Source organism: Mesorhizobium sp. Mes31, from assembly GCF_024519675.1.
In the GTDB taxonomy this organism is placed as follows: Bacteria; Pseudomonadota; Alphaproteobacteria; order Rhizobiales; family Rhizobiaceae; genus Mesorhizobium.
Window position 1 is genome coordinate 230,608 of the sequence record NZ_JALJRL010000001.1, and the last position, 25,980, is coordinate 256,587.

Genomic DNA, 25,980 nt, shown 5'->3' on the forward strand with positions numbered 1-25,980 from the left:
AGGGGCAGCGCCTGCCGAACGGAAAACTTACTCGAACACTATGCTCGGCACCGCGGCTGCCGCAGCACCGCGCTCTTCATTGACCCGGTCCCAGACTTTGCCGGCGATGTCGCGATAGATCTTCGCTTCGGCGCCATCGGGCTTCGAGACAACCACCGGCGTACCGGCATCCGAACTCTCGCGGATACCCATCTCGAGCGGCACTTCGCCGAGGAAGGTGACGCCGAGACGCTCGGCCTCGCGGCGGGCGCCACCATGGCCGAAGATGTCGTAGCGCTTGCCGGTGTCGGGAGCGATGAAATAGCTCATGTTCTCGACGATGCCGAGCAGCGGCACGTCGACCTTCTTGAACATGTTGAGGCCCTTGCGAGCGTCGATGAGGGCCAGGTCCTGCGGCGTCGAGACGATGACGGCGCCGGCCAGTGGCACCTGCTGGGCCATGGTCAGCTGGGCGTCGCCGGTGCCGGGCGGCATGTCGACGACGAGCACGTCGAGCCGACCCCACTCGACCTCGCGCAGCATTTGCGTCAGCGCCGACATCACCATCGGGCCGCGCCAGATCATCGGCGTTTCCTCATCGACGAGGAAGCCCATCGACATGACCTTGAGGCCGTAATTCTCCATCGGCTTCAGGATCTTGCCGTCGACGGTCTGTGGCCGGCCATGGATGTTGAGCAGCCGCGGCATGGAGGGGCCGTAGATGTCGGCGTCGAGCACGCCGACGCGCAAACCGTTGGCGGCGAGGCCAAGGGCGATGTTGACGGCTGTGGTCGACTTGCCGACGCCGCCCTTGCCTGAAGCCACCGCGATGATCGCCTCGATGCCGGGCACGCCGCGCTTGCCGTGGCTTTGCGATGCGGGGGCGTGGGGAACTGGCCGCGGAGCAGCTGGAGCGGCCGGCGGCGCGGGCCTGGGAGCAGGACGCGCCGGAACCGGAGCCTCCATGCCGCCGCCCTTCTTCTCGGCAGTCAGCGCGACGACGGCGCCGGCGACGCCGGGGATCGCCTTGACGACGCGTTCGGCGGCGGCGCGCAGCGGCTCCATCTCCTGGGCGCGGGCGGCAGGGACGGTGATCGAGAAGAAAACCTTGCCGTCGGCGATGAAAATCTCGGAAACCATGCCGAGGTCGACAATATTGCTGGTGAAGTCCGGCCCGTTGACCGTTTTCAGGCGTTCGATGACGGTATCCTTGGTGACGGGCATGATTTTTCCTCGGCGTTCGGCACCTCAGATAGTGTAGTTTTCGACCAGAACCAAGCAGCCGACTCGACGCACCCCGGCCCCTGCGAGCGAGAACTCCAGCGGGACGCCGGTCGTCAAGCAGGGCACGCGACCTATTTCAATGAGCAACATGAGGAGCGCCAACCAGGGAAGGAGACCATCATGCTTGCAAACAGCAACGCAACGGCCAATCTCGCGGTGAAGGACCTGGCGAGAGCAAAGGCTTTTTATGAAGGAACGCTGGGCCTCAAGCAGGTCGACGATATGGGTGGCGAGCTGATCGTCTACAAAAGCGGCGATACGGTCATCAATGTCTATCGTTCCCAGTTCGCCGGGACCAACAAGGCGACCGCGGTGACCTGGACGGTCGGCGATCAGATCGAGGCTGTCGTCAAATCGCTGAAATCGAAAGGCGTTGCGTTCGAGCACTATGAAATGCCCGGCCTGACGATCGAGGGCGACGTCCATGTCGGCGCCGGCATGAAGATCGCATGGTTCAAGGACCCGGACGGCAACATCCTCAATCTTGTGAACCGATAGACGGTGTCGTGATTGCCGGCCGTTCCAGGCGCTGCAATGCGCACCTCATCCCGCCAGGCGGACCGCGAAGTAAGTGAGCGCCGAAATGGCGGCCGTGGCCGGCAAGGTGACAACCCAGGCAATGACGATGTTGCCGGCAATGCCCCAGCGCACGGCCGAGACACGGCGGGCGGCGCCGACGCCGATGATGGCGCCGGTGATGGTGTGCGTGGTCGACACGGGAACACCGAGCCAGGTGGCGGCGAACAGGGTGATGGCGCCGCCGGTCTCGGCGCAGAAGCCCTGCATCGGGTTCAGCCGGGTGATCTTCGAGCCCATGGTGTGGACGATGCGCCAGCCGCCGAGCAACGTGCCCAGCGCCAGCGCCGACTGACAGGTCAGGACGACCCACAGCGGCACGTAGAAATTGGCGCCGAGCATGCCTTGCGAATAGAGCAGCACGGCAATGATGCCCATGGTTTTCTGGGCGTCGTTGCCGCCGTGCCCGAGCGAATAGAGCGAGGCGGAAAAGAACTGCATGACGCGGAAGGTGCTGTCGACGGCGAACGGCGTCTGCCGCACGAACAGCCACGAAACGACAAGGATCAGGACAAGCGCCAGGACAAAACCGGTCGCCGGCGACACGACGATCGCGGCGACCGTCTTGCCAAGTCCCGCCCAGACGATGGCACTCAATCCAGCCTTTGCAAGGCCGGCGCCGACCAGCCCGCCGATCAGCGCATGCGAGCTGCTCGACGGGATGCCGGCAATCCAGGTGACGATGTTCCAGACGATGGCGCCGACAAGGGCTGCGAAAATCACCGCCGGGGTGACGATGCTGACGTCGACGATGCCCTTTCCCACGGTCTCGGCGACGTGAAGACCGAAGAACATGAAGGCGATGAAATTGAAGAAGGCCGCCCACAGCACCGCATATTGCGGCCTCAAAACGCGGGTGGAGACGATGGTGGCGATGGAATTGGCCGCATCGTGCAGGCCGTTGAGAAAGTCGAAGAACAACGCAACCGCGATGAGACCGGCGAGAACGGGAAAGGCTATGGTGGCTTCCATTACCTAGACATTCTCGATGACGATGCCGCTGATCTCGTTGGCGACGTCCTCGAAGCGATCGACCACCTTTTCCAGCTGGCCATAGATCTCGCTGCCGATCAGGTAGGCCATCGGGTCGCTGCGGCCATGCTTCCTGAACAGGTCCTTCAGCCCCTGCTCGTGCAGGTCGTCGGCCCGGCTTTCGACGCGCATGACCTCTTCGGCAATGGCAGTCAGGCGCGCGGTATGAGTCCCGACCTTGGCAAGCAGCGGGATCGCCTCGGCCACCAGCTTGGCGGCGGCGACGATGACGCCGCCCATTTCCTGCATCAGCGGGTCGAATTCCTTCTTTTCGAACAGCTTCACCGTCTTGACGGTCTTGTGCATCATGTCGATGGCGTCATCCATCGACTGGATCAGGTCCTTGATGTCGCCGCGATCGAAAGGCGTGATGAAAGAGCGCCGCACGGCCAGCAGGACTTCGGCGGTGATGCGATCGGCCTCATCCTCGAGATCGATGATCTTCTGACACCAGCGATCGATGTCCTTGCCCTGGAGAAGCTGCTGGAGCGCCTCGGCGCCGCCGACCACGGTACGGGAATGCCGTTCGAACAGGTCGAAGAAACGATCTTCGCGCGGCAGCAGCTTGCGGAACCAGCCCAGCATGTCCGACCTCCCCGTATTCTGTCCCACCACATAGCGCCACATTCCGCCGGGGGAAACAGGTAGCCGGCTCAAAGATGTGGATGCAGGCCAATTGCGCATAGCGCTTGCGGCGAAGCGCAATTTCCCCGACCTTGCACGCAAAGACCGGACAGATGGCATGATCGACAAGCTGGAATTCTTCATCGCATTGGCCAAGGAAGAGCATTTCGGCCGGGCGGCGGAGCTGTGCGGTGTCACCCAACCGACACTTTCTGCAGGGATCAAGCAGTTGGAGGGCCAGCTCGGCGTGATGCTGGTTCTGCGCGGCTCGCGCTTCCAGGGGCTTACACCGGAAGGCAAGCAGGTGCTGATATGGGCGCGGCGCATCGTCGGCGACACCCGCGCCATGCGCGAGGAAATGCGGGCGGCGCGCCATGGCCTTTCCGGACGTATCCGCATCGCCGCCATCCCGACCGCTCTGGCCATGGTGGCGCGGCTGACGACCCCCTTCCGGGCAAAACATCCCGGCGTCACCTTTTCGGTGCTGTCGCGGACTTCGATCGAGGTGCTGTCGCTGCTTGGCAATTTCGACATCGATGCCGGCATCACCTATCTCGACAACGAGCCGCTGGGACGAGTGACCAGCGTGCCGCTCTATGACGAGCGCTATCAGCTGATCACCGCTGTCGGAAATCCCTATTCCGACCGCGACAAAGTGACGTGGGCCGAGCTCAGCCAGCTGCCGCTCTGCCTGTTGACGCCGGACATGCAGAACCGCCGCATCATCGACCAGCATCTGGCCGAGGCCGGCGTACAGGTGCGGCCGACGCTGGAATCCAACTCGATGATCGTGCTGTTTTCCCACATCCGCACCGGCAAATGGTCGTCGATCATGCCGCTCAACCTTGCGGAAACATTCGGCTTTTCCGAACCGGTCCGGGCCATCCCGATTGTCGAACCGGATGCCAGCCACACCGTCGGGCTGGTGGCAACACCGCGCGAGCCGCACACACCGCTGGTCTCGGCGCTGTTGGACGAGGCGATGGCGCTGGCGGACGATTTCCACGCCCAGCGCTAGGCTAGACAATGCAGGCTGAACACGATCGATAGAAGATCTCTATCGATCGACGGTACAGCGATATTGATTTCGCGGGTTTCCTCTGATTTTGTAAAGACTTAGCGAAAAAAGCTATCGACCAGGGAGGGCGCTGCATGACCATGCAGCCTGCAAGTACCGAGATCGCATCGCGCACGGCGGCGATCATCCAGGAGATGAGAGGGCTGGAAGGCCCGTTGCTGCCGATCCTCCACGGCATCCAGGAAGAGTTCGGCCATGTGCCGCAGGACTCACTGCCTGTCATCGCCGAGGCGCTGAACATTTCCAGGGCCGAGGTGCACGGCGTCGTCAGCTTCTACCATGATTACCGCAGCCATCCGGCCGGGCGGCATGTGCTGAAACTCTGCCAGGCAGAATCCTGCCAGTCGATGGGTTCGGACGCCATCGCCGCCAAGATCAAGCAATTGCTCGGCATCGGTTTCCACGAGACCACCCGCGACGGATCGGTTACACTGGAGCCGGTCTATTGCCTCGGGCTTTGCGCCTGTTCGCCGTCGGCAATGCTGGACGGCGAGGTGATCGGGCGGCTCGATGACACAAAGATCGAAGAGATCGTTGCCGAGGTGCGCTCATGATCCCCCGCATCTACATTCCTGGCGATTCCGGCGCACTGGCGCTGGGCGCCGAAAAGGTCGCCAAGGCGATCGCAAGTGAACTCGCCGAGCGCGGCATCGAAGCCAAGATCGTGCGCAACGGCTCGCGCGGCGCCTATTTCCTCGAGCCGATGGTCGAGGTTGCGACAGCGAATGGCCGTGTCGCCTATGGGCCGGTGAAACCCTCCGATGTCAAAAGCCTGTTCGACAGCGGCTTCCTCACCGGCGGCCATCACAAACGCTGGCTGGGCGCGCCCGACAAGATCCCGTTCCTGGCCAGGCAGACGCGGCTGACTTTCGCGCGTTGCGGCGTCACAGATCCGCTGTCGCTCGAATCCTACAAGAAACATGGCGGGTTGAATGGACTGACGAACGCGTTGGAACTGGCGCCCGCCGCCATTGTTGCGCAAGTGACTGAATCCGGGCTGCGCGGGCGTGGTGGTGCGGGCTTCCCGACCGGCATCAAGTGGAAGACGGTGCTCGATACCGTTGGCGACCGCAAATACATCGTCTGCAACGCCGACGAAGGCGACTCGGGCACCTTCGCCGACCGCATGATCATGGAGGGCGATCCCTTCGTGCTGATCGAAGGCATGACGATCGCCGGCATCGCCACGGGTGCGACCAAGGGCTTCGTCTATATCCGCTCGGAATATCCGCATGCGGTGGCGGTGATGAACAAGGCTGTCGAGGTCGCCCGCAAGGCTGGTGTCCTTGGCGCCAGCGTGCTGGGCTCGTCCAACGCTTTCGACATGGAGATCCGCGTCGGCGCAGGCGCCTATGTCTGCGGCGAAGAGACGGCGCTGCTCGACTCACTCGAAGGCAAGCGCGGCGTGGTGCGGGCAAAGCCGCCGCTGCCGGCTCACAAGGGGCTGTTCGGCAAGCCGACGGTGATCAACAATGTCATCTCGCTGGCTTCCGTGCCTGTCATCATGGACAAGGGTGCCGCCTTCTACAAGGACTTCGGCATGGGCCGCTCGCGCGGCACGATCCCGATCCAGATCGCCGGCAATGTCAAACATGCAGGTCTGTTCGAGGCTGCCTTCGGCATGACGCTGGGCGAGATCGTCGACGATATCGGCGGTGGCACCGCGACCGGCCGGCCGGTGAAGGCGGTGCAGGTCGGCGGGCCGCTCGGCGCCTATTTCCCGCGCGCGCTGTTCGACACGCCATTCGACTATGAAGCCTTCGCGGCCAAGGACGGGCTGATCGGCCATGCCGGTATCGTGGTGTTCGACGACACTGCCGACATGCTGAAGCAGGCGCGCTTCGCCATGGAGTTCTGCGCCATCGAGAGCTGCGGCAAGTGCACGCCCTGCCGCATCGGCTCGACGCGCGGTGTCGAGACCATCGACAGGCTCGCCGCCGGCATCGAGCCGGAGAAGAACCTGGCTCTGGTCACCGACCTCTGCAACACGATGAAATTCGGCTCGCTCTGCGCGCTGGGCGGCTTCACGCCTTACCCTGTGATGAGCTCGATCACCCATTTCCCCGACGACTTCAAGCCTGCGCCCGTGCGCGTTGCTGCTGAATAGGAGCTGGCAGATGAACATCAAGGCCGACTTCCCATCCCTCGTCGAAGAGATCGACTACGGAACCCCGCAATCGAAGGCCGAGAAGCAGGTCACGCTGAGCGTCGACGGCCGCAGCATCACCGTACCGGAAGGCACGTCGATCATGCGTGCCGCGATGGAAGGCGGGGTCGAGATCCCGAAGCTCTGCGCCACCGACATGCTGGACTCGTTCGGCTCCTGCCGCATCTGCCTCGTCGAGATCGAAGGGCGCGGCGGCACGCCGGCGTCCTGCACCACACCTGTCGGCGAAGGCATGGTGGTGCGCACGCAGTCCGAGCGGCTCGACGCCATCCGCCGTGGCGTCATGGAACTCTATGTCTCCGACCATCCGACCGGCTGGAACGAGAAGGCCGGAACCGGCGCCAGCGAGTTCGACGCGGTGGCGAAGTCGGTCGGCCTGACCGAGAACCGCTACGGCATCGAGGGCCGCAACCACGTCAAGCAGGAGAACGGCGTGGCGCCCGGCCATGGCTCGCTGGCGGTCGACTACATCGCCCGCGATGAATCCAATCCCTATTTCACCTATGATCCGGCGCAATGCATCGTCTGCTCGCGTTGCGTGCGGGCTTGCGAGGAGGTGCAGGGCACCTTCGCGCTGACGATCGAAGGGCGCGGCTTCGAATCCAGAGTTTCGGCGGGAATGCACGAGGCGTTCATCGATTCGGAATGCGTGTCCTGCGGCGCCTGCGTGCAGGCTTGTCCGACCGATGCGCTGCGCGAAAAATCGGTACTTGCCAAGGGCTTGCCGGAGCGTTCGGCCGTCACCACCTGCGCCTATTGCGGCGTCGGCTGCTCGTTCAAGGCCGAGGTGAAGGGTGACGAAGTCATTCGCATGATGCCCTACAAGGAGGGCAAGGCGAACCACGGCCATTCCTGCGTGAAGGGCCGTTTCGCTTATAGCTACGCCACCCACAAGGACCGCATCCTGTCGCCAATGATCCGGGAAAAAGTCACCGATCCCTGGCGCGAGGTGACCTGGGAAGAGGCGATTGCCCATACGGCCAAGGAATTCCGCCGTATCCAGTATCAGTACGGACGCACCGCGATAGGCGGCATCACCTCGTCGCGCTGCACCAACGAGGAAACCTACCTCGTCCAGAAGATGGTGCGGCAAGGCTTCCGCAACAACAATGTCGACACGTGCGCGCGCGTCTGCCACTCGCCGACCGGCTACGGGCTCGGCCAGACCTATGGCACCTCGGCCGGCACGCAGGATTTCGACTCCGTCGATTTCACTGACGTCGCCGTCATCATCGGCGCCAATCCCGCTTCCGCCCACCCGGTGTTCGCCTCGCGGCTGAAGAAGCGGTTGCGCCAGGGCGCCAAGCTGATCGTGCTCGATCCGCGTCGCACCGAGATGGTCAAGTCGGCACATATCGAAGCGGACTATCACCTGCCGCTGAAGCCCGGCACCAATGTGGCCGTGCTGACGGCGCTGGCGCATGTCATCGTCACCGAAGGTCTTTTCAACGAAGCCTTCATCCGCGAACGTTGCGACTGGGCGGAGTTCCAGGACTGGGCGTCTTTCGTCGCCTTGCCGGAGAACAGCCCCGAAACCGTCGGCAAATTGTCCGGCGTCGATCCCGAACTGATCCGCGGCGCGGCGCGTCTCTACGCCACCGGCGGCAATGGCGCCATCTACTACGGCCTCGGTGTGACGGAACACAGCCAGGGTTCAACCACGGTGATGGCGATCGCCAACCTCGCCATGGCCACCGGCAATATCGGCCGGCCGGGCGTCGGCGTGAACCCGCTGCGCGGCCAGAACAACGTGCAGGGCTCCTGCGACATGGGTTCGTTCCCGCACGAACTGCCCGGCTATCGCCATATCTCAGGCGAAGCCGTGCGCGACATCTATGAGACCCTGTGGGGCGTGAAGCTGGATGACGAACCCGGCCTGCGCATCCCCAACATGCTGGATGCGGCGGTCGACGGTACCTTCAAGGGGATCTACATCCAGGGCGAGGACATTCTCCAGTCCGATCCGGACACCAAGCATGTCGCCGCCGGCCTCGCCGCCATGGAATGCGTCGTCGTGCACGACCTCTTCCTCAATGAGACCGCCAACTACGCGCATGTGTTCCTGCCGGGCTCGACCTTCCTCGAGAAGGACGGCACTTTCACCAATGCCGAGCGCCGCATCAACATGGTGCGCAAGATTCTGGCGCCGAAGGCGCGCTACGCCGATTGGGAGGCGACGCAGGAGCTTGCCCGAGCGATCGGGCTGGACTGGAACTACCAGCATCCCTCGCAGATCATGGACGAGATCGCCAAGACGACGCCGAGCTTCGCCGGTGTCTCGTTCGAACTGCTCGACCGTGTCGGATCCGTGCAATGGCCCTGCAACGAGAAGGCGCCGCTCGGCACCCCGATCATGCATGTCGATGGTTTCGTGCGCGGCAAGGGCAAGTTCATCCGCACCGAATATGTGGCGACGGACGAGCGGACCGGGCCACGCTTCCCGCTGCTGCTCACCACCGGGCGCATCCTGTCGCAGTATAATGTCGGCGCGCAGACCAGGCGCACCGACAACATCGTGTGGCACAGCGAGGACCGGCTGGAGATTCATCCGCACGATGCCGAGAACCGCGGACTGCGTGACGGCGACTGGGTGCGGCTGACCAGCCGCTCGGGCGAAACGACGCTGCGCGCGCTGATCACGGACCGGGTATCGCCAGGCGTCGTCTACACGACATTCCATCATCCCGACACGCAGGCCAACGTCATCACCACCGACTTCTCCGACTGGGCGACCAACTGTCCGGAATACAAGGTGACAGCGGTGCAGGTCGGCGCCTCCAACGGGCCGTCAGAATGGCAGCGCGACTATGACGAGCAGGCCAAGCAGAGCCGCCGCATCGCAAAGCTGGAAGCGGCGGAGTAGTACGGACAGCCTGCTCTCGTGAGAGATGAGTAGGATGGTGCACTGATGGAGAAGCAAACGTGACCCGAAAGGACGCCTACGAAAAGCTTCTACGCTTGTGTGAAAAGCACGGCTCCGAACTCGACGGCTTTCTCAGCGATATTCAGAAAGAGACTGCCAAAGAAGACTTCGACAACCTCCGTCGCATAGTCGGAAAGATAATGGGCAACGGGCATTACGTTGCGTTTGAATCCATTGCGAGCGACGTTCCCGAACTTACACCGGATTGGATGAGGCGGGCCTAATGCACAAACGCCCTCCTATCTCTCAGATTTCTCGCCTCGCCCACCGTGCCAGCGGCACCGCGGCGGCAAACCGCATGGTGCCGGAGGAGACGCCGGTGGCGTTCTCCTTTGCCGGCACCACCCATGCGGTGATGATGGCAAGCCCGGCCGATTTCGAGGATTTCGCGCTCGGCTTCTCGCTGACCGAAGGCATCATTGCCGACCCGCAGGAAATCGAAGCCATCGAGGTCGAGGATCTCGGCGAGGGCATCGACATCCAGATCCGGCTGAAGGATCAGGCCAACACGCGTTTCGAGGCGCGACGGCGCAGGCTCGCCGGCCCCGTCGGTTGCGGGCTGTGCGGCATCGAATCGATCGAGGAGGCGATGCGCTCGGTCGATACGGTTGGTGCGTCAAAGCTTACGCTTGATGCCGAGGACATCGTTCGCTCGGTCAAGCTCTTGTCCAAGGTCCAGCCGCTGCATGCCGAGACCGGTGCGGTGCATGCCGCCGGCTTTTACATTCCCGGCAAGGGCATCGTCATGGCGCGCGAGGATGTCGGCCGCCACAATGCGCTCGACAAGCTGGCCGGAGCGCTGGCCAGGGCCGGCATCGGCGGCGCTTCCGGTGCCGTCGTGGTGACCAGCCGTGTCTCTGTCGAAATGGTGCAGAAGACGGCGGCGATCGGTTCGGCCTTCATCATCGCCGTCTCTGCCCCGACAGCCCTTGCCATTCGCACGGCGCAAGAGGCCGGCATGACGCTGGTGGCGCTGGTGCGTGGCGATGATTTCGATATTTTCACCCACCCCGACCGGGTGGCTTCCGGAGTTGCCAAGCATGTCGCATGACGAAGAACACATCATGAGCACCAGCGAGAAGCTGGTGCGGATGGCAAACCAGATCGCCGATTTTTTCCATTCCAAACCGCGTGAGGAAGGGATCGCGGGCGTTGCCGAGCATATCAACAAGTTCTGGGAGCCGAGGATGCGTCGGCAGCTGTTCGAGATGCTGGAGGGCGGCACCGAGAACTTCAACGAACTGGTGGTGGCCGCCTCCGCCAAGATCAAGCGGCCGATCACGCCGGCCGAGGCCGACCTCAAACTCGGGCTCGAGGCCTTCCCGGCAGACGTCGCCGCCTCGCAAAAATAGCCGCCGAGCCGCGCCGGCTTATATTTCCTTTCGCTAAAGTTTAAGCTGCCGCAATCGGCACTGTTCTGCTATGGTTGACGATCAGAAATCGTCAGGCCGGGGGCGGATAACCTGGTGAGGCCGATCGAGACCCGATACGCCCTTAGCGGCGACGTGCGGATCGCCTACCAGGTGGTGGGCCAGGGATCGTTCGATCTCGTCTTCGTGCCGGGCTTCATTTCCAATCTCGACCTGCACTGGGAAGACGAAGGCTACAGCCGGCTCTTGAAGCGGCTTTCGGCGTTCTCGCGGCTGATCCTGTTCGACAAGCGCGGCACGGGTCTTTCCGACCGTGTCGACGCGCACCACCTGCCCAGTCTCGAAACACGCATGGATGACGTGCGCGCGGTGATGGACGCCGCAGGCAGCGGCCGCGCGGCGCTGCTTGGTGCCTCCGAAGGCGCGCCGATGGCGATGCTGTTCGCCGCAACCTATCCGGAACGGACGCGGGCGCTGGCACTCTATGGCGGCTATGCGCATTTCCACAAATGGGTGATGCCGCCAGAACGCCTCGAGGCCTTCATCGAGACGGCGGGGACGGCCTGGGGCACCGGCGCCACTTTGCCGAATTTCGCGCCGGGTCGCGTTGATGACGCGCATTTCGCCCAGTGGTGGGCGCGTTTCGAACGGCTGTCGGCGAGCCCGACGGCAGCGGCGGCGCTGGCGCGTATGAACGCGGAAATCGACGTGCGTGACGTGCTGGCGGCAATCAGCGCGCCAACACTTTTGATCCATCGCCGCAACGATGCGCGGGTCGACCCCGACGCCAGCCGTTATCTGGCGAGAAAGATCCCAAACGCCAAGCTGGTCGAAGTGCCGGGGCGCGACCATCCGATCTGGACCGGCGACGTGGACCGGGTGGCCGACCTAATCGAGGAATTCCTGACCGGCGAGCGCGCCGTGGTGGAAGCGGAGCGCGTACTGGCTGCGCTTTTGGTGACACGCATCTACGATACGGCGCGGCTTGGCGACCGCATGTGGAGCGAACGCAGCCAGCGCTTCCAGGAAACATGGCGAACACTTGTCGGGCGCCATGGCGGGCGCTGCGTGGATACGCATGGCGAAGTGATGATTTCACGTTTCGATGGACCGGGGCGTGCCTTGCGGTGCGCGGCGGCGTTGCGCGAAGCAGCGCAGGAAATCGGCGTAGCGAGCGCACAAGGGGCGCATGTCGGCGAGATCGAGTTGCGCGGACCGCCGGCAGGACTGACAGGCCGCGTGGCGATGCAACTCTCTACTCATGCCGGGCGCGGCGACATCCTGGCGTCGCGGCTGGTCGCCGATCTGGCCGCCGGCTCCGGGCTGCATTTCGCGGATGCCGGCCGTATCAGCGTCGACGAACTGGACGAGCCGCTGGCGCTCGTGCTGGCGATGTCCGAACAGCATCTGGAACCGGCTTGCCGTCCCAAGGTCAGGGCGACGGAGCCGGCTTGCCTGACGGCGCGCGAAAGCGAGGTGGTGAGCCTAATCGCCGACGGCAAGAGCAATGCCGCGATTGCCGCCGAGCTCAGGCTGAGCGAACACACGGTCAAGCGCCACGTCGCCAACATACTGCTCAAACTCGATCTGCCATCGCGAGCGGCGGCGGCGGCATTTTCCGTCAGGCACACTGGCCCAGACGGGCCATGAGAGCCATGGCGCTTTCGGGCGAAGCGGCCATGCCACCGTAAGCGCTATCAATTTCTCCCATGCAGGCCAGGCGGGTGTCGCCGGGAAAGGCGCTGCGAACGGAGGATGAAATGCTGAAGTCAAAGCTGAATGTCAGATCACTCGTGATAGCGGCAGGCGTTGGCGCGCTGTTCGCCATCACTCCCGCAAAGGCCGAGGATGCATCGGCAACGGCCGCCTACAAGGACATCCAGGCAACTCTCGGCTCGGTGCCGGACATGTTCAAGACCTTGCCTGACGTCGCGATCGCCGGCGCCTGGGCCGAGATCAAGGGCGTCCAGCTCAACCCGAACACGGCGCTCGACGGCAAGACCAAGGAACTGATGGGCCTCGCGGTCGCGTCGCAGATTCCTTGCCAGTATTGCATCTATTTCCACACCGAGGCGGCCAAGCTCAACGGTGCGAGCGACGAGGAGATCAAGGAGGCGATCGCGATGGCGGCGATCGTGCGCCACTGGTCGACGATTCTCAACGGCAGCCAGGTCGATCTCGCGACGTTCAAGAAGCAGACAGACGACGTGTTTGCTGCCGTCAAGGCGAAGTCGCAGTGAAAATCCCTGCCCGGCGATGAGCGCCGGACAGCACTTCTGATTATCAACCGCCCGATCGCGAAGACGGGCACATGGAGGATAAAATGCTGACCAAGACACAGGCCGTGGACGGCGCGGCGATCAAGAAGGCAATCGAAGGCCGTGACGGAAAACTCCTGTCGAGCTTCTATGCCGACGACGCGCTGGTGCGGGTGATCGACCGCAACAACCCACCGAGCAAGCCGCGCGAAATCCGCGGGCGCGCAGCGATCAGCACGTTCTGGGACGACATCTGCAGCCGGGCGATGACCCACAAGGTCGATACCACGATCGCCGATGGCGACAGCCTGGCCTTCACCCAGGCCTGCGCCTACCCGGACGGCACGAAAGTGTTCGCCGCGGCGATGCTGGAGCTGAAGAACGGGCGGATCGCACGGCAGACCGTCGTGCAGGCCTGGGACGAGTAGATCAATCGCGGGCTCAACCGCAATCTCGGAGGAAACCACCATGTTCAGCGCCAGATGGCAGATCGACGCCAAGTTCGGGCACAAGCAGACCGTGCTTGAACTGTTGAAGAAATGGGAACGTGAGATCGGCTCGCAGGTCGGCATCGCCGACCTGAAGTTCCAGATCATGACCGGATCGATCGGCGCGCGGGAGGCGACTGTCGAGTCGCATCACCAGGTCGAGAGTCTGGCCCAGTTGGAGGCGGTCTTCGCCAAGATCGGCAAGATCGACGCCCACGCCAAATGGGGCAAGGAGATGGAGCCCTATGTCGTGTCGGGCACCAGCATGTGGAACATCTATCGCATTGTGGAGTAGTGGCGACGCCCTTCTCCCCGGCAACGGGGAGAAGGGAAGCAGGCGGCGCTGCTACATCAGGCCAAGCTGCTTGTAGAAGCCGAGCGCGTCGTAATAGTCGCTCTGGGTCGCGATCTTGCCGTCCTTGACCGAGAACATCGAGGCGCCGGTGAAGGAGAACTTCTTGCCGGTGGCGGCGGTGCCGTCGGCCCAGGCGCCGGTATTGGTGCCGGAAAACTCCCATTCGAACGAGACGCGGTCGCCCTCCACGACGGGCGCACCCTTCATCGTCCAGACGGCATCTGGAACGGCCTTGAGGAAGTTGTCGATGACGCCGGTCTTGGCGGCCTCCTTGCCCTTGACCGGTTTGCCGACCGAGGCGTCGTAATAGGTGACGTCGTCGGCGAAGTAGCCGGCGGCCTTGGCCGAGTCATGGGCATTCCAGGCGGCGAGATAGGCTTCGACCACTGATTGCGCCGTGTCGGCGGCAAAGGACGGCGCCGCGACGAAGAGCGCGGCGGCGACGGCTGCGGTTGTCAGAAACTGGCGGCGATGCATGGTTCTTTCCTCCCTGGTTGAATGCTTGTATTGCGCGCTCAAGCGCTAGCCGTGGGCCACCATCACATGCCGCACGGCGGTGTAGTCCTCCAGCGCATAGAGCGACATGTCCTTGCCGTAGCCGGATTGCTTCAATCCGCCATGCGGCATCTCGTTGGTCAGCATGAAATGGGTGTTGATCCAGGTGCAGCCATATTGCAGGCGGGCGGCCGTCGCCATGGCGCGCGAAACATCCTTGGTCCACACGGATGACGCCAGGCCGTAGTCGCTGTCATTGGCCCAGTTCACCGCTTCGTCGACTTCCGTGAAACGGGTGATCGAGACGACCGGCCCGAACACTTCGCGGCGCACGATCTCGTCTTCCTGCAGTGCACCCGCGACCACTGTCGGCTGGTAGTAGAAACCGGAGCCCTCGCCCGGCTTGCCGCCGGTGGTGATCTCGATGTGCTTCAGTTCCGAAGCGCGCTCGACGAAGCTCGAGACACGGTCGCGCTGACGACGCGAGATCAGCGGCCCGATCTCGTTTTCCGTGTCGTCCGGACGATTGTACTTGATGGTCGAGACGGCCGAAGAGAGGTCGGCGACCAGCTTGTCGTAGATTTTCTTGCCGGCATAGATGCGGCAGGCGGCGGTGCAGTCCTGACCGGCATTGTAGTAGCCGAAGGCGCGCAGCCCGTTGACCACCGCACCGAGGTCGGCATCGTCGAAGACGATGACCGGCGCCTTGCCGCCGAGTTCGAGATGGGTGCGCTTGACCGATTTGGCGGCGGCCTGCAGCACCTTCTTGCCGGTGGCGACGTCACCGGTGATCGAGATCATGTTGACCTTGGGATGATTGATCAGCGTGTTGCCGACGCTGTCGCCGCGACCGAGCACGACATTGACGACGCCTTCGGGCAGGATTTCGGCAAGGATCTTCGCTAGCTTGAGCGAAGTCAGCGGCGTCTGTTCCGAGGGCTTGAAGACGACGGTGTTGCCGCCGGCGATGGCCGGCGCCAGCTTCCAGGCCATCATCATCAAAGGATAGTTCCACGGCGCAATCGAGGCGACGATGCCGATGGCATCCCGGCGCACCATCGAGGTGTGGCCGGGAATGTATTCGCCTGCAACGACGCCCGGCATCGAGCGGACGGCGCCGGCAAAGAAGCGGTAGCAGTCGACGATCGCCGGGATCTCGTCATTGAGCACGGCGTTGATCGGCTTGCCGCAGTTGAGCGCCTCGAGCGTGGCGAACTCCTTGGCATCGGCCTCGATGCGGTCGGCGATCTTCAGGAGATATCCGGAGCGCTGAGCCGGCGTGGTGCGCGACCACAAGACGAACGCGTGTTCGGCGGCGCTGACAGCCGCCTCGATCTGCGCCTGGCTGGCTTCGGGCAGGTTGAGGATCGTCGCTCCGGTCTTCGGATTGAGGATCGGCTCCTCGGTTTCGGTACCCTTCTCGAATTTCGAGCCGATCAGCATCTGGGTGTCCATGGAAGTCTCTCCCTTGGGAACTCTTGAAATCATTTGCCCGAACCGGCGATCTGGTCGCCGTCGCGGGTCAGGTAATAGGCGGCGAGGATGGGCAGCAGCGTCACCAGCACGACGACCATGGCCACGACATTGGTGACCGGGCGCTGGCGCGGCCGGATCAGCTCCTCCAGCATCCAGATCGGCAGCGTCTGCTGCTGGCCGGCGGTGAAGGTGGTGACGATGACCTCGTCGAAGGACAGAGCGAAGGCGAGCATGCCGCCGGCAAGCAGCGCGGTGGCGATGTTGGGCAGCACGACATGGCGGAAGGTCTGGAAGCCGTCGGCGCCAAGATCCATCGACGCTTCGATCATCGAACCGGACGTGCGGCGGAAGCGGGCGACGGCATTGTTGTAGACGACGACGACGCAGAAGGTGGCGTGGCCGAGCACGATCGTCCAGAACGAGAAGGGAATGTCGGCCAGCGAAAACGCCGAGCGCAGCGCGATGCCGGTGATGATACCGGGCAAGGCGATCGGCAGGATGACCAGCAGCGAAATGGTTTCCCGGCCGAAGAATTTTGTCCTGGAAACCGCCGCCGAACAGAGCGTGCCGAGGATCAGTGCGATCGCCGTCGAGATGGCCGCGACCCTGACCGACAGCGACAGCGCCTGCCAGACATCGGGGCGGTTCCAGGTGACGGCGAACCATTGCGTGGTCAGGCCGGGCGGCGGCCAGACGAAGCTCTTCTCCTCCGTCGTGAAGGCGTAGACGAAGATCAGCAGGAGCGGCAGGTGCAGGAACAGCAGGCCGCAAGCGGCGGCGACCTTCAGGCTGAGCGGTGCGGTTTGACCACGATCAGAGCGCATCGAAGGCCCCCATGCGCTTGGCGCCCCAGAGATAGAAGCCCATGATGACGATCGGCACGACGGTGAAGGCGGCGGCGAGCGGGATGTTGCCGGCGGTGCCTTGCTGCGAATAGACAGCCTGGCCGATGAACAGCCGGGAGGTGCCGATGATCTGCGGGATGATGTAGTCGCCGAGCGTCAGCGAGAAGGTGAAGATCGAGCCGGCGACGATGCCCGGCAGAGCCAGCGGGAACAGCACGTTGCGAAAAGTCTGGCCGGGCGAGGCACCGAGATCGGACGAGGCCTCGACCAGATTGCCCGGCACGCGCTCCAGTGCCGCTTGCACCGGCAGGATCATGAACGGCAGCCAGACATAGACGAAGACGATGAAGGTGCCCGTGAACGACACCGACAGCGAGTTGCCGCCGACGACCGGCAGCGACAGCCAGGCGTCAATCAGCCATTGCAGATGCAGCTTGCCGAACAGCCAGGTGAGGATGCCTTCCTTGGCCAGGATCAGCTTCCAGGCGTAGATCTTGACCAGGTAGCTCGACCACAGCGGCAGCATGATGCCGAGATAAAACAGCGCCTTCCAGCGACCGCGCGCATAGCGTGCCGCATAATAGGCGATCGGGAAGGCGATGATGGCCGAGGCCAGCGTGACCAGGGCCGCCATCGTCACCGTGCGCAGGATGATGTCGAGATTGGCCGCCTGCAACAGGTCGCCATAGGTTTTCAAGGTGAACTGGCGGTTGATCAGGCCGGAGTACTCGTCGATCGAGAAAAAGCTCTGCGCCAGTAGCGCGAACAACGAGCCGATATAGACGATGCCGAGCCACAGCACCGGCGGCAGCAGCATGAGCAACAGCAGGACTTTTGGCTTGCGCCAGAAAAGATCCGACAGCGCGCCGCGCAAGCCGCCACTGCCTGGCAGGATGGCGGGCGCCGTGGCGCGCGGCATGGCGGCGTCGAGGCTCATGCCGGCTCGTCCATCAGATGCAGGTGCTCGCGGTTGAAGGTGAGGACGACCGCTTCGCCTTCCGCCGGCAAGGCCGTGCCGGCCGGCACGATGGCGTGCAGCCGCAGCCCGTCGGCGTCGAGAGCCAGTTTTGTCGTGGCGCCGAGATAGTTGGTCGAGACGAGGCGAGCGGAAACGCCTTCGCCGCCCGCCCCGCGACCGACGCGAATGGATTCAGGGCGCAGACTGCCCCAGCGATGCTGGCCGGAATAGAGCTGGACGAAATCCGGCGGCAGCACGTTGGAGGAGCCGACGAAATCGGCAACGAAGCGGGTCTTCGGCCGCTGGTAGATGTCCTCGGGCGTGCCGATCTGCATGATCTTGCCGTCGTTGAAGACGGCGACGCGGTCGGCCATCGACAGCGCCTCGCCCTGGTCGTGGGTGACGAAGACGAAGGTGATGCCGAGCGCCTTCTGCAGCGACTTCAACTCCTCCTGCATGTTCTCACGCAGCTTGAGATCGAGGGCGCCAAGCGGCTCGTCAAGCAACAGCACCTTGGGCTGGTTGACCAGCGCGCGGGCGAGCGCGACGCGCTGGCGCTGGCCGCCGGAAAGCTGGCCGGGGCGGCGGGCGCCATAGCCGGGGAGCCGCACCAGCGACAGCGCTTCCTCCGCTGCCTTGTGCCGTTCCGGCTTGCCGACGCCCTTGACCATCAGCCCGTAGGCGACGTTGTCGAGCACATTGAGATGCGGGAACAGCGCATAGTCCTGGAACACGGTGTTGACGTTGCGGCGATAGGGCGGAACGCCCTCGGCGCGTTCGCCGAAGATCGAGATCGAGCCCGAGGTCGGCTGCTCGAAGCCGGCGATGAGGCGCAGACAGGTGGTCTTGCCGGAACCCGAAGGCCCGAGCATGGCGAAGAACTCACCCGGCACGATGTCGAGATCGACCGCGTCGACGGCGCGAACGCTGCCGAAATGGCGCGAGACTTTCTGGAAGGAAACGGCTGATGTCATGGCTTGTCCTGATCTTTCAGGCTCGTCAAGTTCGGGCGCTGCGTTGCCCCTCATCCGCCTGCCGGCACCTTCTCCCCGCATAGGACGGGGAGAAGGGACTTGGCGGAAACGCTGGCGACCCCCTCTCCCCGTTCTTCACGGGAAGAGAGTAAGGGTGAGGGGCAGCGCTATGCTCTCAGCGAAGCGGAATCACCGCCCGCCGATGACGCCGATATAGTCCGACACCCAGCGATAGTAGGGCACGCACTGGTCGTTCTGGGTGGCGCATTTCGACACCGGCGTCTTCCAGAACTTGATCTTTTCGAAATTGTCGTAGCCGTTGGTCTTGCAGCCTTCGTCGGTCAACAGCTCGTTGCCCTTGCAGGCGGCGGGCACCACCGGCAGCGAACCGAACCAGGCCGAGACATCGCCCTGCACCTTCGGCGACAGCGAATGCTCCAGCCACATATAGGCACAGTTGGGATTGGCCGAATCGGCTTCCATCATGGTGGTGTCGGCCCAGCCGGTGACGCCTTCTTCCGGCACGGTCGAGGCAACCGGCTTCTTGGCGGCGACCAGCGCGTTGACCTGATAGGGCCATGAGCCCGAGGCGACGACGCCTTCGTTCTGGAAATCGTCGACCTGGATCGCGGCGTCGTGCCAGTAACGGCCGACCAGGGTGCGCTGGACGCGCAGCAGCTCGAGTGCCGCCTTGTACTGGTCCTCGTTCAGTTCATAAGGATCCTTGATGCCGAGTTCCGGCTTGTGGAACATCAGGTAATTGGCGGCATCCGCAATGTGGATCGGCCCGTCATATGCCTGGACGCGGCCCTTGTTGGACTTTCCGTCCGGCAGCTTCATTTCCTCGAACACGACGTTCCAGCTCTTGGGCGCTTCCTTGAACACCTCGGTGTTGTACATGAGGATGTTCGGACCCCACTGATAGGGTACGCCGTAGTGGACGCCGCCGACGGTGAACCATGGGGCGTCCTTCAGCCGGTCGTCGACCGTCTTCCAGCTCGGGATGAGATCGGTGTTGATCGGCTGCACGCGCTTGCCGGCGACAAGGCGCAGCGACGCATCGCCCGAAGCGGTGACGAGGTCGAAGCCGCCCTCGTTCATCAGGGAGACCATCTCGTCGGAGGTGTTGGCGGTCTTGACGTTGACCTTGCAGCCGGTCTCCTTCTCGAAGGAGGTCACCCAGTCATAGCCCTTGTCGGTCTCGCCGCGCTCGATATAGCCCGGCCAAGCCACGATGTTGACCTGGCCTTCGCCCTTGCCAAGTTCCTTGACCTGGGCGACGGCCTGACCCGAGAAGGTCAGCGCGACCGTCAACGCAGTGCATGACTTCAGGAATGAATTCATCATCGATCTCCCATTTTGGCGCCTGACCCCGAAAGCCGGTTTCGGTCTTCGCTGGGGGGCACGCGCGGACTGAAAAAGTGTCAGTTCTTCCTTCGGACGCGTGTCGCTCTGGTGGCGGCTTTGGTCCCTGAACCGAAAAGTGCTTTGAAAACTCCGGTTTCGCAAATTCATTTATCAGAAAGGCGATATCGGTTTTTCCGATAGATCAGCGACCAATCTTGTCGGGCCGCTGGCGGACCATACGCTGCGACTGGGCAAGGCCGATGAAATCGCGCGCCGCCTGCGGCAGGCCGGAGCCGCGCCGCCAGACCATGCCGACCTGGACCACCGGCAAGGAGCCGGAAATGTCGCGCGATTCGATGCGGTCGCCTTCCAGAGACCATGGCCGGTAGACAAGATCGGGCAGCAGCGCCACACCGGCGCCGGTGGCAACCAGGCTGCGCACTGCCTCGACGGAACGCGTGCGGAAGGCGACATGCGGCTTGGCGCCGATCGCCGTCAGCAGCTTGCCGGTGTTCTCCTCGATCTCGTCGACGGTCAGCATGATCAGCGGCTCGGAGGCGATGTCGCCAATGCTGATAATGTCGGCGCCGGCGAGCGGGTGGCCGAGCGGCAGCCACAGCCGATAGGCCGAAACCTCGAGGATTTCCGACTGCAGCGCGGTGCGGTCGCGCAGGTTGGACGTGACCATGACGGCAATGTCGAGCTTGCCGCCGATCAAGAGATGTTCGAGGTAGTCGCCATTATCCTCGATGGCGGAGACCTCGACGCCCGGATAGGCGCGGCGGTAGCGGGCGAGCAGATCCGACAGCACATAACCGGCGACCAGCGAAGTGACGCCAAGTTGCAGCCGGCCACCGGAAGCGGCCTTTTCACTGGAAAAAGAGCGGCGCGCGTCGGACACGTCTGCCAGGATCTTCGTCGCATGGCGCAGGAACTGGTGCCCCTTGTGGGTGATGTTGAGGCCGCGCGGGTGGCGTTCGAACAGTTCGACGCCAAGATCGTTTTCCAGCTCCTTGATCGCTTCGGTGACCGAGGATTGCGAGATGGAGAGGTTCTGCGCGGCACCCGACACCGTGCCCTGCTCGGCGACGGCGATGAAGAACTGCAGCTGGCGGATGGTGAAAGCCATGGCCGGACTAAACACGCTGAAGGCGGCGGTGGGAAGTGCCGGCCAATCGTCGGCAGCCGTTGGCTGGATCAGAACCCGGCTTCCCCGCCGGCAATGCTGAGCCGCGCGCCGGCCTGCGCAAGGGCGGCGGCAATGTCGCGCGGCGGCGACCGATCGGTGGCGAGTTCGGAAAAGCTGTCGAAGCCGCAGACCTGAACCAGACCAAGGCGGCCGAACTTGCTGTGATCGGTGACGACGATCGAACGCTGGCCGCGCGACAGCACCATGCGGGCGAACTCAGCCTCTTCCAGATCATAGTCCATGACGCCCATCACCGCATCGACGGCGCCAGTGGAGATGATGGCGTGGCTGACCGAGAAGCGGCTGACGAACTCGATGGCCGAGACACCGAAGGCGGCGCCGGAATCGCTGCGCAGTTCGCCGCCGGCCATATAGACTTTATTGCCATTGATGGTGGCCAGCGTGCGGGCGATGTCCGACGAGTTGGTGACGACCGTCAGTCGCCGGTGGGCGAGCAGTTCACGCGCAAGGAACGAGGTCGTCGTGCCGGTGTCGAGCATGATCGATTCCCCGTCGCGGATGGTGGCGGCGACCATGCGGGCAATGACGCGCTTGGCGTCGGCATTTTCGCGCATGCGCCGCTCGAACGGCGCTTCGCCGATCATCGACGGCAGGCCGATGGCGCCATGCATCTTGAGGACGGAGCCGTCGCTGGTGAGCGGCTTGACGTCGCGGCGCACGGTCTCGAGCGACACGCCCAACCGGTCGGCCAGGCTGGCGATGGTGACGGTCCCCTCTTCCTGCAGGAGCCGCAGGATCTCGCCGTGCCGTTTCGAGTGAGCCATGGGGTCGTTTCCGGTCGCATCGTTGCGCAATTGACCGCTTCTAAGGCAAATTTGCTGGATATTACAAGAAATCTCGAAACAAACCGGTCATAAAAGCAGAAAAAGCCACAGAATCCAGTTGACATCCGGTGTCGCGCGGCGTGACATTGGTCTGGTGACAGGCTCGGACTGCCACGGGAGAACGATGGCAGAGCCGCATCCAAACTTGCATGCCCAAAGGTCTGGAAACTGTCTGGCGCAAGGGCGAAGGAACCTATCGAATCCGCGGGGGCGGATGCCGGCCTCGAAGAGCCCGGCACATGGGACTCGTCGGTGCGGCGCAGGATACCGATCCCGAATGCCGCGCCGACGAGATCTTTGCCAAAATGAGCATCCGTCGAAACGGCACGCCGGCACCGCTGCGCCGCCCTGTCGATGCCGTGTCGGACCAGGGGCCAATCCATGATCGCCGAAGACCGCATCCGCGCCCTGCCCTGCTGGACCGGCGACATCGAGATCGCACCGCTGCCTGGCGGGTTGAGCAATGCAAACTATCTGGTCAAGGACGCGGCCGGAAGGCACGTCGTGCGCTTCGGCAAGGACTATCCGTTCCACCATGTCTTTCGCGAGCGCGAGGTGATGACCGCGCGGGCGGCCCATGCCGCCGGTTTCGCGCCAGCCGTCCGCCATACCGAACCGGGCATCATGGTGACGGAGTTCCTTGGCGCGAAGACTTATCTGGCCGAGGACGTGCGGGCCAATCTCGGTCGCGTCGCGGCCCTGATGCGCGGCTTCCACCGGGAGATGCCGAACCATATCTCCGGCGCCGGCTTCATGTTCTGGGTATTCCACGTCATTCGCGACTACGCACGCACGCTGGAAGAGGGCGGCAGCCGCAAGCGCAGCGAGTTGCCGCGCCTGCTGACCCTGGCGGACGAGCTGGAACGCGCACAGAAACTGCTGCCGATCGTCTTTGGCCACAATGATTTGTTGCCGGCCAATATTCTCGACGACGGCAACAGGCTGTGGCTGATCGACTTCGAATATGCCGGCTTCAACACGGCGATGTTCGACCTCGCCGGCGTCGCCTCGAACGCCGGCATGAGCGACGAGGAATCCTTCGCCTTCCTGACCGCCTATTTCATGAAGGAACCGGATGAGGCGATCCGCCGCTCGCACGCGGCGATGCAGTGCGCCTCGCTGCTGCGCGAGGCGATGTGGAGCATGGTGTCCGAGCTCTATCTCGACGCGCCCGGCATCGACTACGTCGCCTATACCGAGGAAAACCTGACGCGGCTCGAAGCCACTCTGGAAAACTACAGAACAAAATACGGGATACAAAAACCATGACATTGCCAACCCATGCTGGCGTCGTCGTCATCGGCGGCGGCATCATCGGCTGTTCGACGGCCTATCATCTGGCGCGCGACCACAAGGCCGATGTCGTGCTGCTGGAACAGGGCAAGCTGACCTCGGGCTCGACCTGGCACGCCGCGGGCCTCGTCGGGCAATTGCGCTCGTCAGCCTCCATCACCCGCGTGCTCAAATATTCCGTCGATCTCTACAAGGGACTGGAGGCCGAGACCGGTCTGGCCACCGGCTGGAAGATGACCGGTTGCCTGCGGCTGGCAACCAACGCCGACCGCTGGACGGAGTACAAGCGGCTGGCGACGACGGCGAAAAGCTTCGGCATGGACATGCAATTGCTGTCGCCGGCGGAGGTCAAGGCAATGTGGCCGCTGCTCGAGACCGGCGATCTTGTCGGCGCCTCCTGGCTGCCCACCGACGGGCAAGCAAGCCCCTCCGACATCACGCAGTCGCTGGCCAAGGGCGCGCGCATGCATGGCGCGAAACTGTTCGAGGATGTCCGCGTCACCGGCTTCGAGATGAAGGATGGCCGCATCACCGTGGTCAAGACCAGCAAGGGTGACATCGCCTGCGACAAGGTGGTCAACTGCGCCGGGCAGTGGGCGCGGCAGGTCGGTGCCATGGCCGGCATCAACGTGCCGCTGCAGCCGGTGAAACACCAGTATATCATCACCGAGAAGATCGACGGGCTGGCGACCGACGCGCCGACCATCCGCGACCCGGACCGGCGCACCTACTTCAAGGAGGAGGTCGGCGGGCTGGTGATGGGCGGCTACGAGCCGAACCCGCAGGCCTGGACGATGGGCGACGTGCCCAATGATTGGGAATTCCGGCTGTTCGACGACGACTACGACCATTTCGAGCAGCATATGACGCAAGCGATCGCGCGCGTGCCGGCGCTCGAAACCGTCGGCGTCAAGCAGATGATCAACGGGCCGGAGAGCTTTACGCCGGACGGCAATTTCATCCTCGGCACGGCGCCCGAATGCGCCAACATGTTCGTCGGCGCCGGCTTCAACGCTTTCGGCATCGCCTCGGGAGGCGGCGCCGGCTGGGTGCTGGCGCAGTGGGTGGTCGATGGCGAGGCGCCGCTCGACCTGTGGGTCGTCGACATCAGGCGCTTTTCCAACCTGCACCGCGACCGGCAATGGGTTTGCGATCGCACGCTGGAGGCCTATGGCAAGCATTATACGATCGGCTTCCCGCATGAGGAGTACGCCAGCGGACGACCCCGCATCGTCTCGCCGCTCTACGAGCGGCTGAAACAGCAGCGCGCCGTGTTCGGCTCGAAGCTGGGCTGGGAACGGCCAAACTGGTTCGCACCGGAGGGCATCGAGCCGCAGGATGTCTATTCGATGGGCCGGCAGAACTGGTTCGCGGCGGTCGGCGACGAGCACCGCCATGTGCGCGAGAAGGTCGGCATCTTCGATCAGTCGTCCTTCGCCAAATACGAGTTGAGCGGGCCCGACGCGTTGAAGGCGCTGGACTGGATCTGCGCCAACGACGTCAGCAAGCCGGTGGGCCGGCTGACCTACACGCAGCTTCTCAACACGCGCGGCGGCATCGAGGCCGATCTGACCGTGGCACGGCTGGCCGAGGAGAAATTCTACATCGTCACCGGCACCGGCTTCCGCACGCATGATTTCTCGTGGATCGGCGACCATATCGGCGAGGGACTCGACGCCTCGCTCGTCGATGTCACCGAGGATTTCGGCACGCTGTCGCTGATGGGTCCTCGAGCGCGTGATGTGCTGGCTGATGTGACAGACGCGGATGTGTCGAACGCGGGCTTCCCGTTCGGCCATGTGCGCGAGATTGCCTTCGCCGGCCACACCGTGCGGGCGCTGCGTGTCACCTATGTCGGCGAGCTCGGCTGGGAACTGCATGTGCCGATCGCGGCCACGGGCGAGGTCTTCGACGCGCTGATGACGGCCGGGAAGAAGCACGACATCCGCCCCGTCGGCTATAGGGCACTGGAATCGTTGCGGCTGGAAAAGGGCTATCGCGCCTGGGGCTCCGACATCACGCCCAACGACACACCGCGGGAAGCCGGGCTCGGCTGGGCGGTCAAGTTGCGCAAGAACACGGATTTCGTCGGACGGCGGGCGCTCGAGAAGACCAACGGCGCGGCATTGAAGAAACGCTTTGCCGGCTTCACGGTCGACGATCCGGAGATCGTGCTCGTCGGCCGCGAGACGATCCTGCGCAACGGCGAACCGGTCGGCTACCTCACCAGCGGCGGCTATGGCTACACAGTGGGCAGGAACATCGGCTACGGCTATGTTCGCGATGCCGACGGGGTGAGCGACGATTTTCTCGCCTCGGGCGACTATGAACTGGTTGTGGCGATGGAGCGGACGCCGGCCCAAATCCATCTCGAGCCGCTGTATGATCCGTCGATGAGCAAGATCAAGGCGTAACGGTGCAGCG

At 63.6% G+C, this 25,980-nt stretch carries 25 protein-coding genes; 14 read left to right on the forward strand and 11 right to left on the reverse strand.

The genetic code is table 11. The features are described 5' to 3' along the window. Positions 1–27: 27 nt before the first annotated feature. Complete coding sequence (locus NR193_RS01050) at positions 28–1,203, reverse strand: Mrp/NBP35 family ATP-binding protein (protein WP_306279906.1); 1,176 nt, start codon at positions 1,201–1,203, stop codon at positions 28–30. Positions 1,204–1,383: 180 nt separating this feature from the next. Between NR193_RS01050 and NR193_RS01055 the strand changes: the two genes are divergently transcribed. Continuing rightward, the gene (locus tag NR193_RS01055) at positions 1,384–1,761 is read left to right on the forward strand and encodes a VOC family protein (RefSeq protein ID WP_256749041.1); all 378 of its coding nucleotides are present in this window, start codon (positions 1,384–1,386) and stop codon (positions 1,759–1,761) included. A gap of 45 nt (positions 1,762–1,806) precedes the next feature. Here NR193_RS01055 and NR193_RS01060 read toward each other — a convergent pair whose 3' ends face one another. Next, a complete protein-coding gene (locus NR193_RS01060; RefSeq protein ID WP_256749042.1) occupies positions 1,807–2,811 on the reverse strand; it encodes an inorganic phosphate transporter in 1,005 nt (334 codons plus the stop codon). Positions 2,812–2,814: 3 nt separating this feature from the next. Then, the gene (locus tag NR193_RS01065) at positions 2,815–3,456 is read right to left on the reverse strand and encodes a DUF47 domain-containing protein (protein WP_256749043.1); all 642 of its coding nucleotides are present in this window, start codon (positions 3,454–3,456) and stop codon (positions 2,815–2,817) included. A gap of 157 nt (positions 3,457–3,613) precedes the next feature. Between NR193_RS01065 and NR193_RS01070 the strand changes: the two genes are divergently transcribed. The 11 genes from NR193_RS01070 (at position 3,614) to NR193_RS01120 (ending at position 14,074) form a co-directional block, all read left to right on the forward strand. Continuing rightward, positions 3,614–4,513 carry a LysR family transcriptional regulator gene (locus NR193_RS01070; protein WP_256749044.1) on the forward strand — a complete coding sequence of 300 codons (900 nt, stop codon included), beginning with the start codon at positions 3,614–3,616 and terminating at the stop codon, positions 4,511–4,513. Between the two features lie 134 nt (positions 4,514–4,647). Then, complete coding sequence (locus tag NR193_RS01075; protein ID WP_256749045.1) at positions 4,648–5,127, forward strand: formate dehydrogenase subunit gamma; 480 nt, start codon at positions 4,648–4,650, stop codon at positions 5,125–5,127. Beyond that, positions 5,124–6,680 (forward strand): NADH-quinone oxidoreductase subunit NuoF, encoded by a 1,557-nt coding sequence (locus NR193_RS01080; RefSeq protein WP_256749046.1) that lies wholly within the window; start codon positions 5,124–5,126, stop codon positions 6,678–6,680. The genes NR193_RS01075 and NR193_RS01080 overlap by 4 nt, the downstream gene beginning before the upstream one ends. 10 nt (positions 6,681–6,690) lie before the next feature. Then, the gene (gene fdhF / locus NR193_RS01085; RefSeq protein WP_256749047.1) at positions 6,691–9,603 is read left to right on the forward strand and encodes a formate dehydrogenase subunit alpha; all 2,913 of its coding nucleotides are present in this window, start codon (positions 6,691–6,693) and stop codon (positions 9,601–9,603) included. Positions 9,604–9,662: 59 nt separating this feature from the next. Next, a complete protein-coding gene (locus NR193_RS01090) occupies positions 9,663–9,887 on the forward strand; it encodes a hypothetical protein (protein ID WP_256749048.1) in 225 nt (74 codons plus the stop codon). Then, the gene (gene fdhD / locus NR193_RS01095) at positions 9,887–10,714 is read left to right on the forward strand and encodes a formate dehydrogenase accessory sulfurtransferase FdhD (RefSeq protein ID WP_256749049.1); all 828 of its coding nucleotides are present in this window, start codon (positions 9,887–9,889) and stop codon (positions 10,712–10,714) included. Before NR193_RS01090 ends, fdhD begins: the two co-directional genes overlap by 1 nt. After that, the gene (locus NR193_RS01100) at positions 10,704–11,015 is read left to right on the forward strand and encodes a formate dehydrogenase subunit delta (protein ID WP_256749050.1); all 312 of its coding nucleotides are present in this window, start codon (positions 10,704–10,706) and stop codon (positions 11,013–11,015) included. The genes fdhD and NR193_RS01100 overlap by 11 nt, the downstream gene beginning before the upstream one ends. Positions 11,016–11,129: 114 nt before the next feature. Next, complete coding sequence (locus NR193_RS01105; RefSeq protein WP_256749051.1) at positions 11,130–12,683, forward strand: alpha/beta fold hydrolase; 1,554 nt, start codon at positions 11,130–11,132, stop codon at positions 12,681–12,683. Positions 12,684–12,793: 110 nt separating this feature from the next. After that, positions 12,794–13,273 carry a carboxymuconolactone decarboxylase family protein gene (locus tag NR193_RS01110; RefSeq protein WP_256749052.1) on the forward strand — a complete coding sequence of 160 codons (480 nt, stop codon included), beginning with the start codon at positions 12,794–12,796 and terminating at the stop codon, positions 13,271–13,273. A gap of 83 nt (positions 13,274–13,356) precedes the next feature. After that, positions 13,357–13,719: a nuclear transport factor 2 family protein gene (locus tag NR193_RS01115; protein ID WP_256749053.1), complete on the forward strand. Its 363-nt coding sequence runs from the start codon at positions 13,357–13,359 to the stop codon at positions 13,717–13,719. Between the two features lie 40 nt (positions 13,720–13,759). Then, positions 13,760–14,074 (forward strand): hypothetical protein, encoded by a 315-nt coding sequence (locus NR193_RS01120; protein ID WP_256749054.1) that lies wholly within the window; start codon positions 13,760–13,762, stop codon positions 14,072–14,074. 51 nt (positions 14,075–14,125) lie between these two features. On the opposite strand, the gene NR193_RS01125 is transcribed toward NR193_RS01120, so the two are convergent. The 8 genes from NR193_RS01125 to NR193_RS01160 all read right to left on the reverse strand — a co-directional run bounded on the left by NR193_RS01125 (position 14,126) and on the right by NR193_RS01160 (position 22,203). Next, positions 14,126–14,611, reverse strand: a complete 486-nt coding sequence (locus NR193_RS01125; RefSeq protein WP_256749055.1) for an ester cyclase — start codon at positions 14,609–14,611, stop codon at positions 14,126–14,128. Between the two features lie 45 nt (positions 14,612–14,656). Then, positions 14,657–16,084, reverse strand: a complete 1,428-nt coding sequence (locus NR193_RS01130) for a gamma-aminobutyraldehyde dehydrogenase (RefSeq protein ID WP_256749056.1) — start codon at positions 16,082–16,084, stop codon at positions 14,657–14,659. A gap of 29 nt (positions 16,085–16,113) precedes the next feature. Next, positions 16,114–16,929, reverse strand: coding sequence for an ABC transporter permease (locus tag NR193_RS01135; RefSeq protein ID WP_256749057.1), 816 nt, complete (start codon positions 16,927–16,929; stop codon positions 16,114–16,116). Continuing rightward, positions 16,919–17,869: an ABC transporter permease gene (locus NR193_RS01140; RefSeq protein WP_256749327.1), complete on the reverse strand. Its 951-nt coding sequence runs from the start codon at positions 17,867–17,869 to the stop codon at positions 16,919–16,921. Before NR193_RS01140 ends, NR193_RS01135 begins: the two co-directional genes overlap by 11 nt. Positions 17,870–17,883: 14 nt before the next feature. Next, on the reverse strand, positions 17,884–18,882 hold the full coding sequence (locus tag NR193_RS01145) for an ABC transporter ATP-binding protein (protein WP_256749058.1): 999 nt from the start codon (positions 18,880–18,882) through the stop codon (positions 17,884–17,886). A gap of 189 nt (positions 18,883–19,071) precedes the next feature. Continuing rightward, entirely contained in the window at positions 19,072–20,226 is a 1,155-nt protein-coding gene (locus tag NR193_RS01150) for an ABC transporter substrate-binding protein (RefSeq protein ID WP_256749059.1), read from the reverse strand. Between the two features lie 205 nt (positions 20,227–20,431). Next, positions 20,432–21,358 carry a LysR family transcriptional regulator gene (locus NR193_RS01155; protein WP_256749060.1) on the reverse strand — a complete coding sequence of 309 codons (927 nt, stop codon included), beginning with the start codon at positions 21,356–21,358 and terminating at the stop codon, positions 20,432–20,434. A 68-nt stretch (positions 21,359–21,426) separates the two neighbouring features. Next, positions 21,427–22,203, reverse strand: coding sequence for a DeoR/GlpR family DNA-binding transcription regulator (locus NR193_RS01160; RefSeq protein WP_256749061.1), 777 nt, complete (start codon positions 22,201–22,203; stop codon positions 21,427–21,429). A 441-nt stretch (positions 22,204–22,644) separates the two neighbouring features. Between NR193_RS01160 and NR193_RS01165 the strand changes: the two genes are divergently transcribed. Both NR193_RS01165 and NR193_RS01170 read left to right on the forward strand, forming a co-directional pair. Further along, complete coding sequence (locus tag NR193_RS01165) at positions 22,645–23,532, forward strand: phosphotransferase family protein (protein WP_256749062.1); 888 nt, start codon at positions 22,645–22,647, stop codon at positions 23,530–23,532. Beyond that, positions 23,529–25,970, forward strand: a complete 2,442-nt coding sequence (locus NR193_RS01170; protein ID WP_256749063.1) for an FAD-dependent oxidoreductase — start codon at positions 23,529–23,531, stop codon at positions 25,968–25,970. The genes NR193_RS01165 and NR193_RS01170 overlap by 4 nt, the downstream gene beginning before the upstream one ends. The last annotated feature ends 10 nt before the right edge of the window (positions 25,971–25,980 follow it).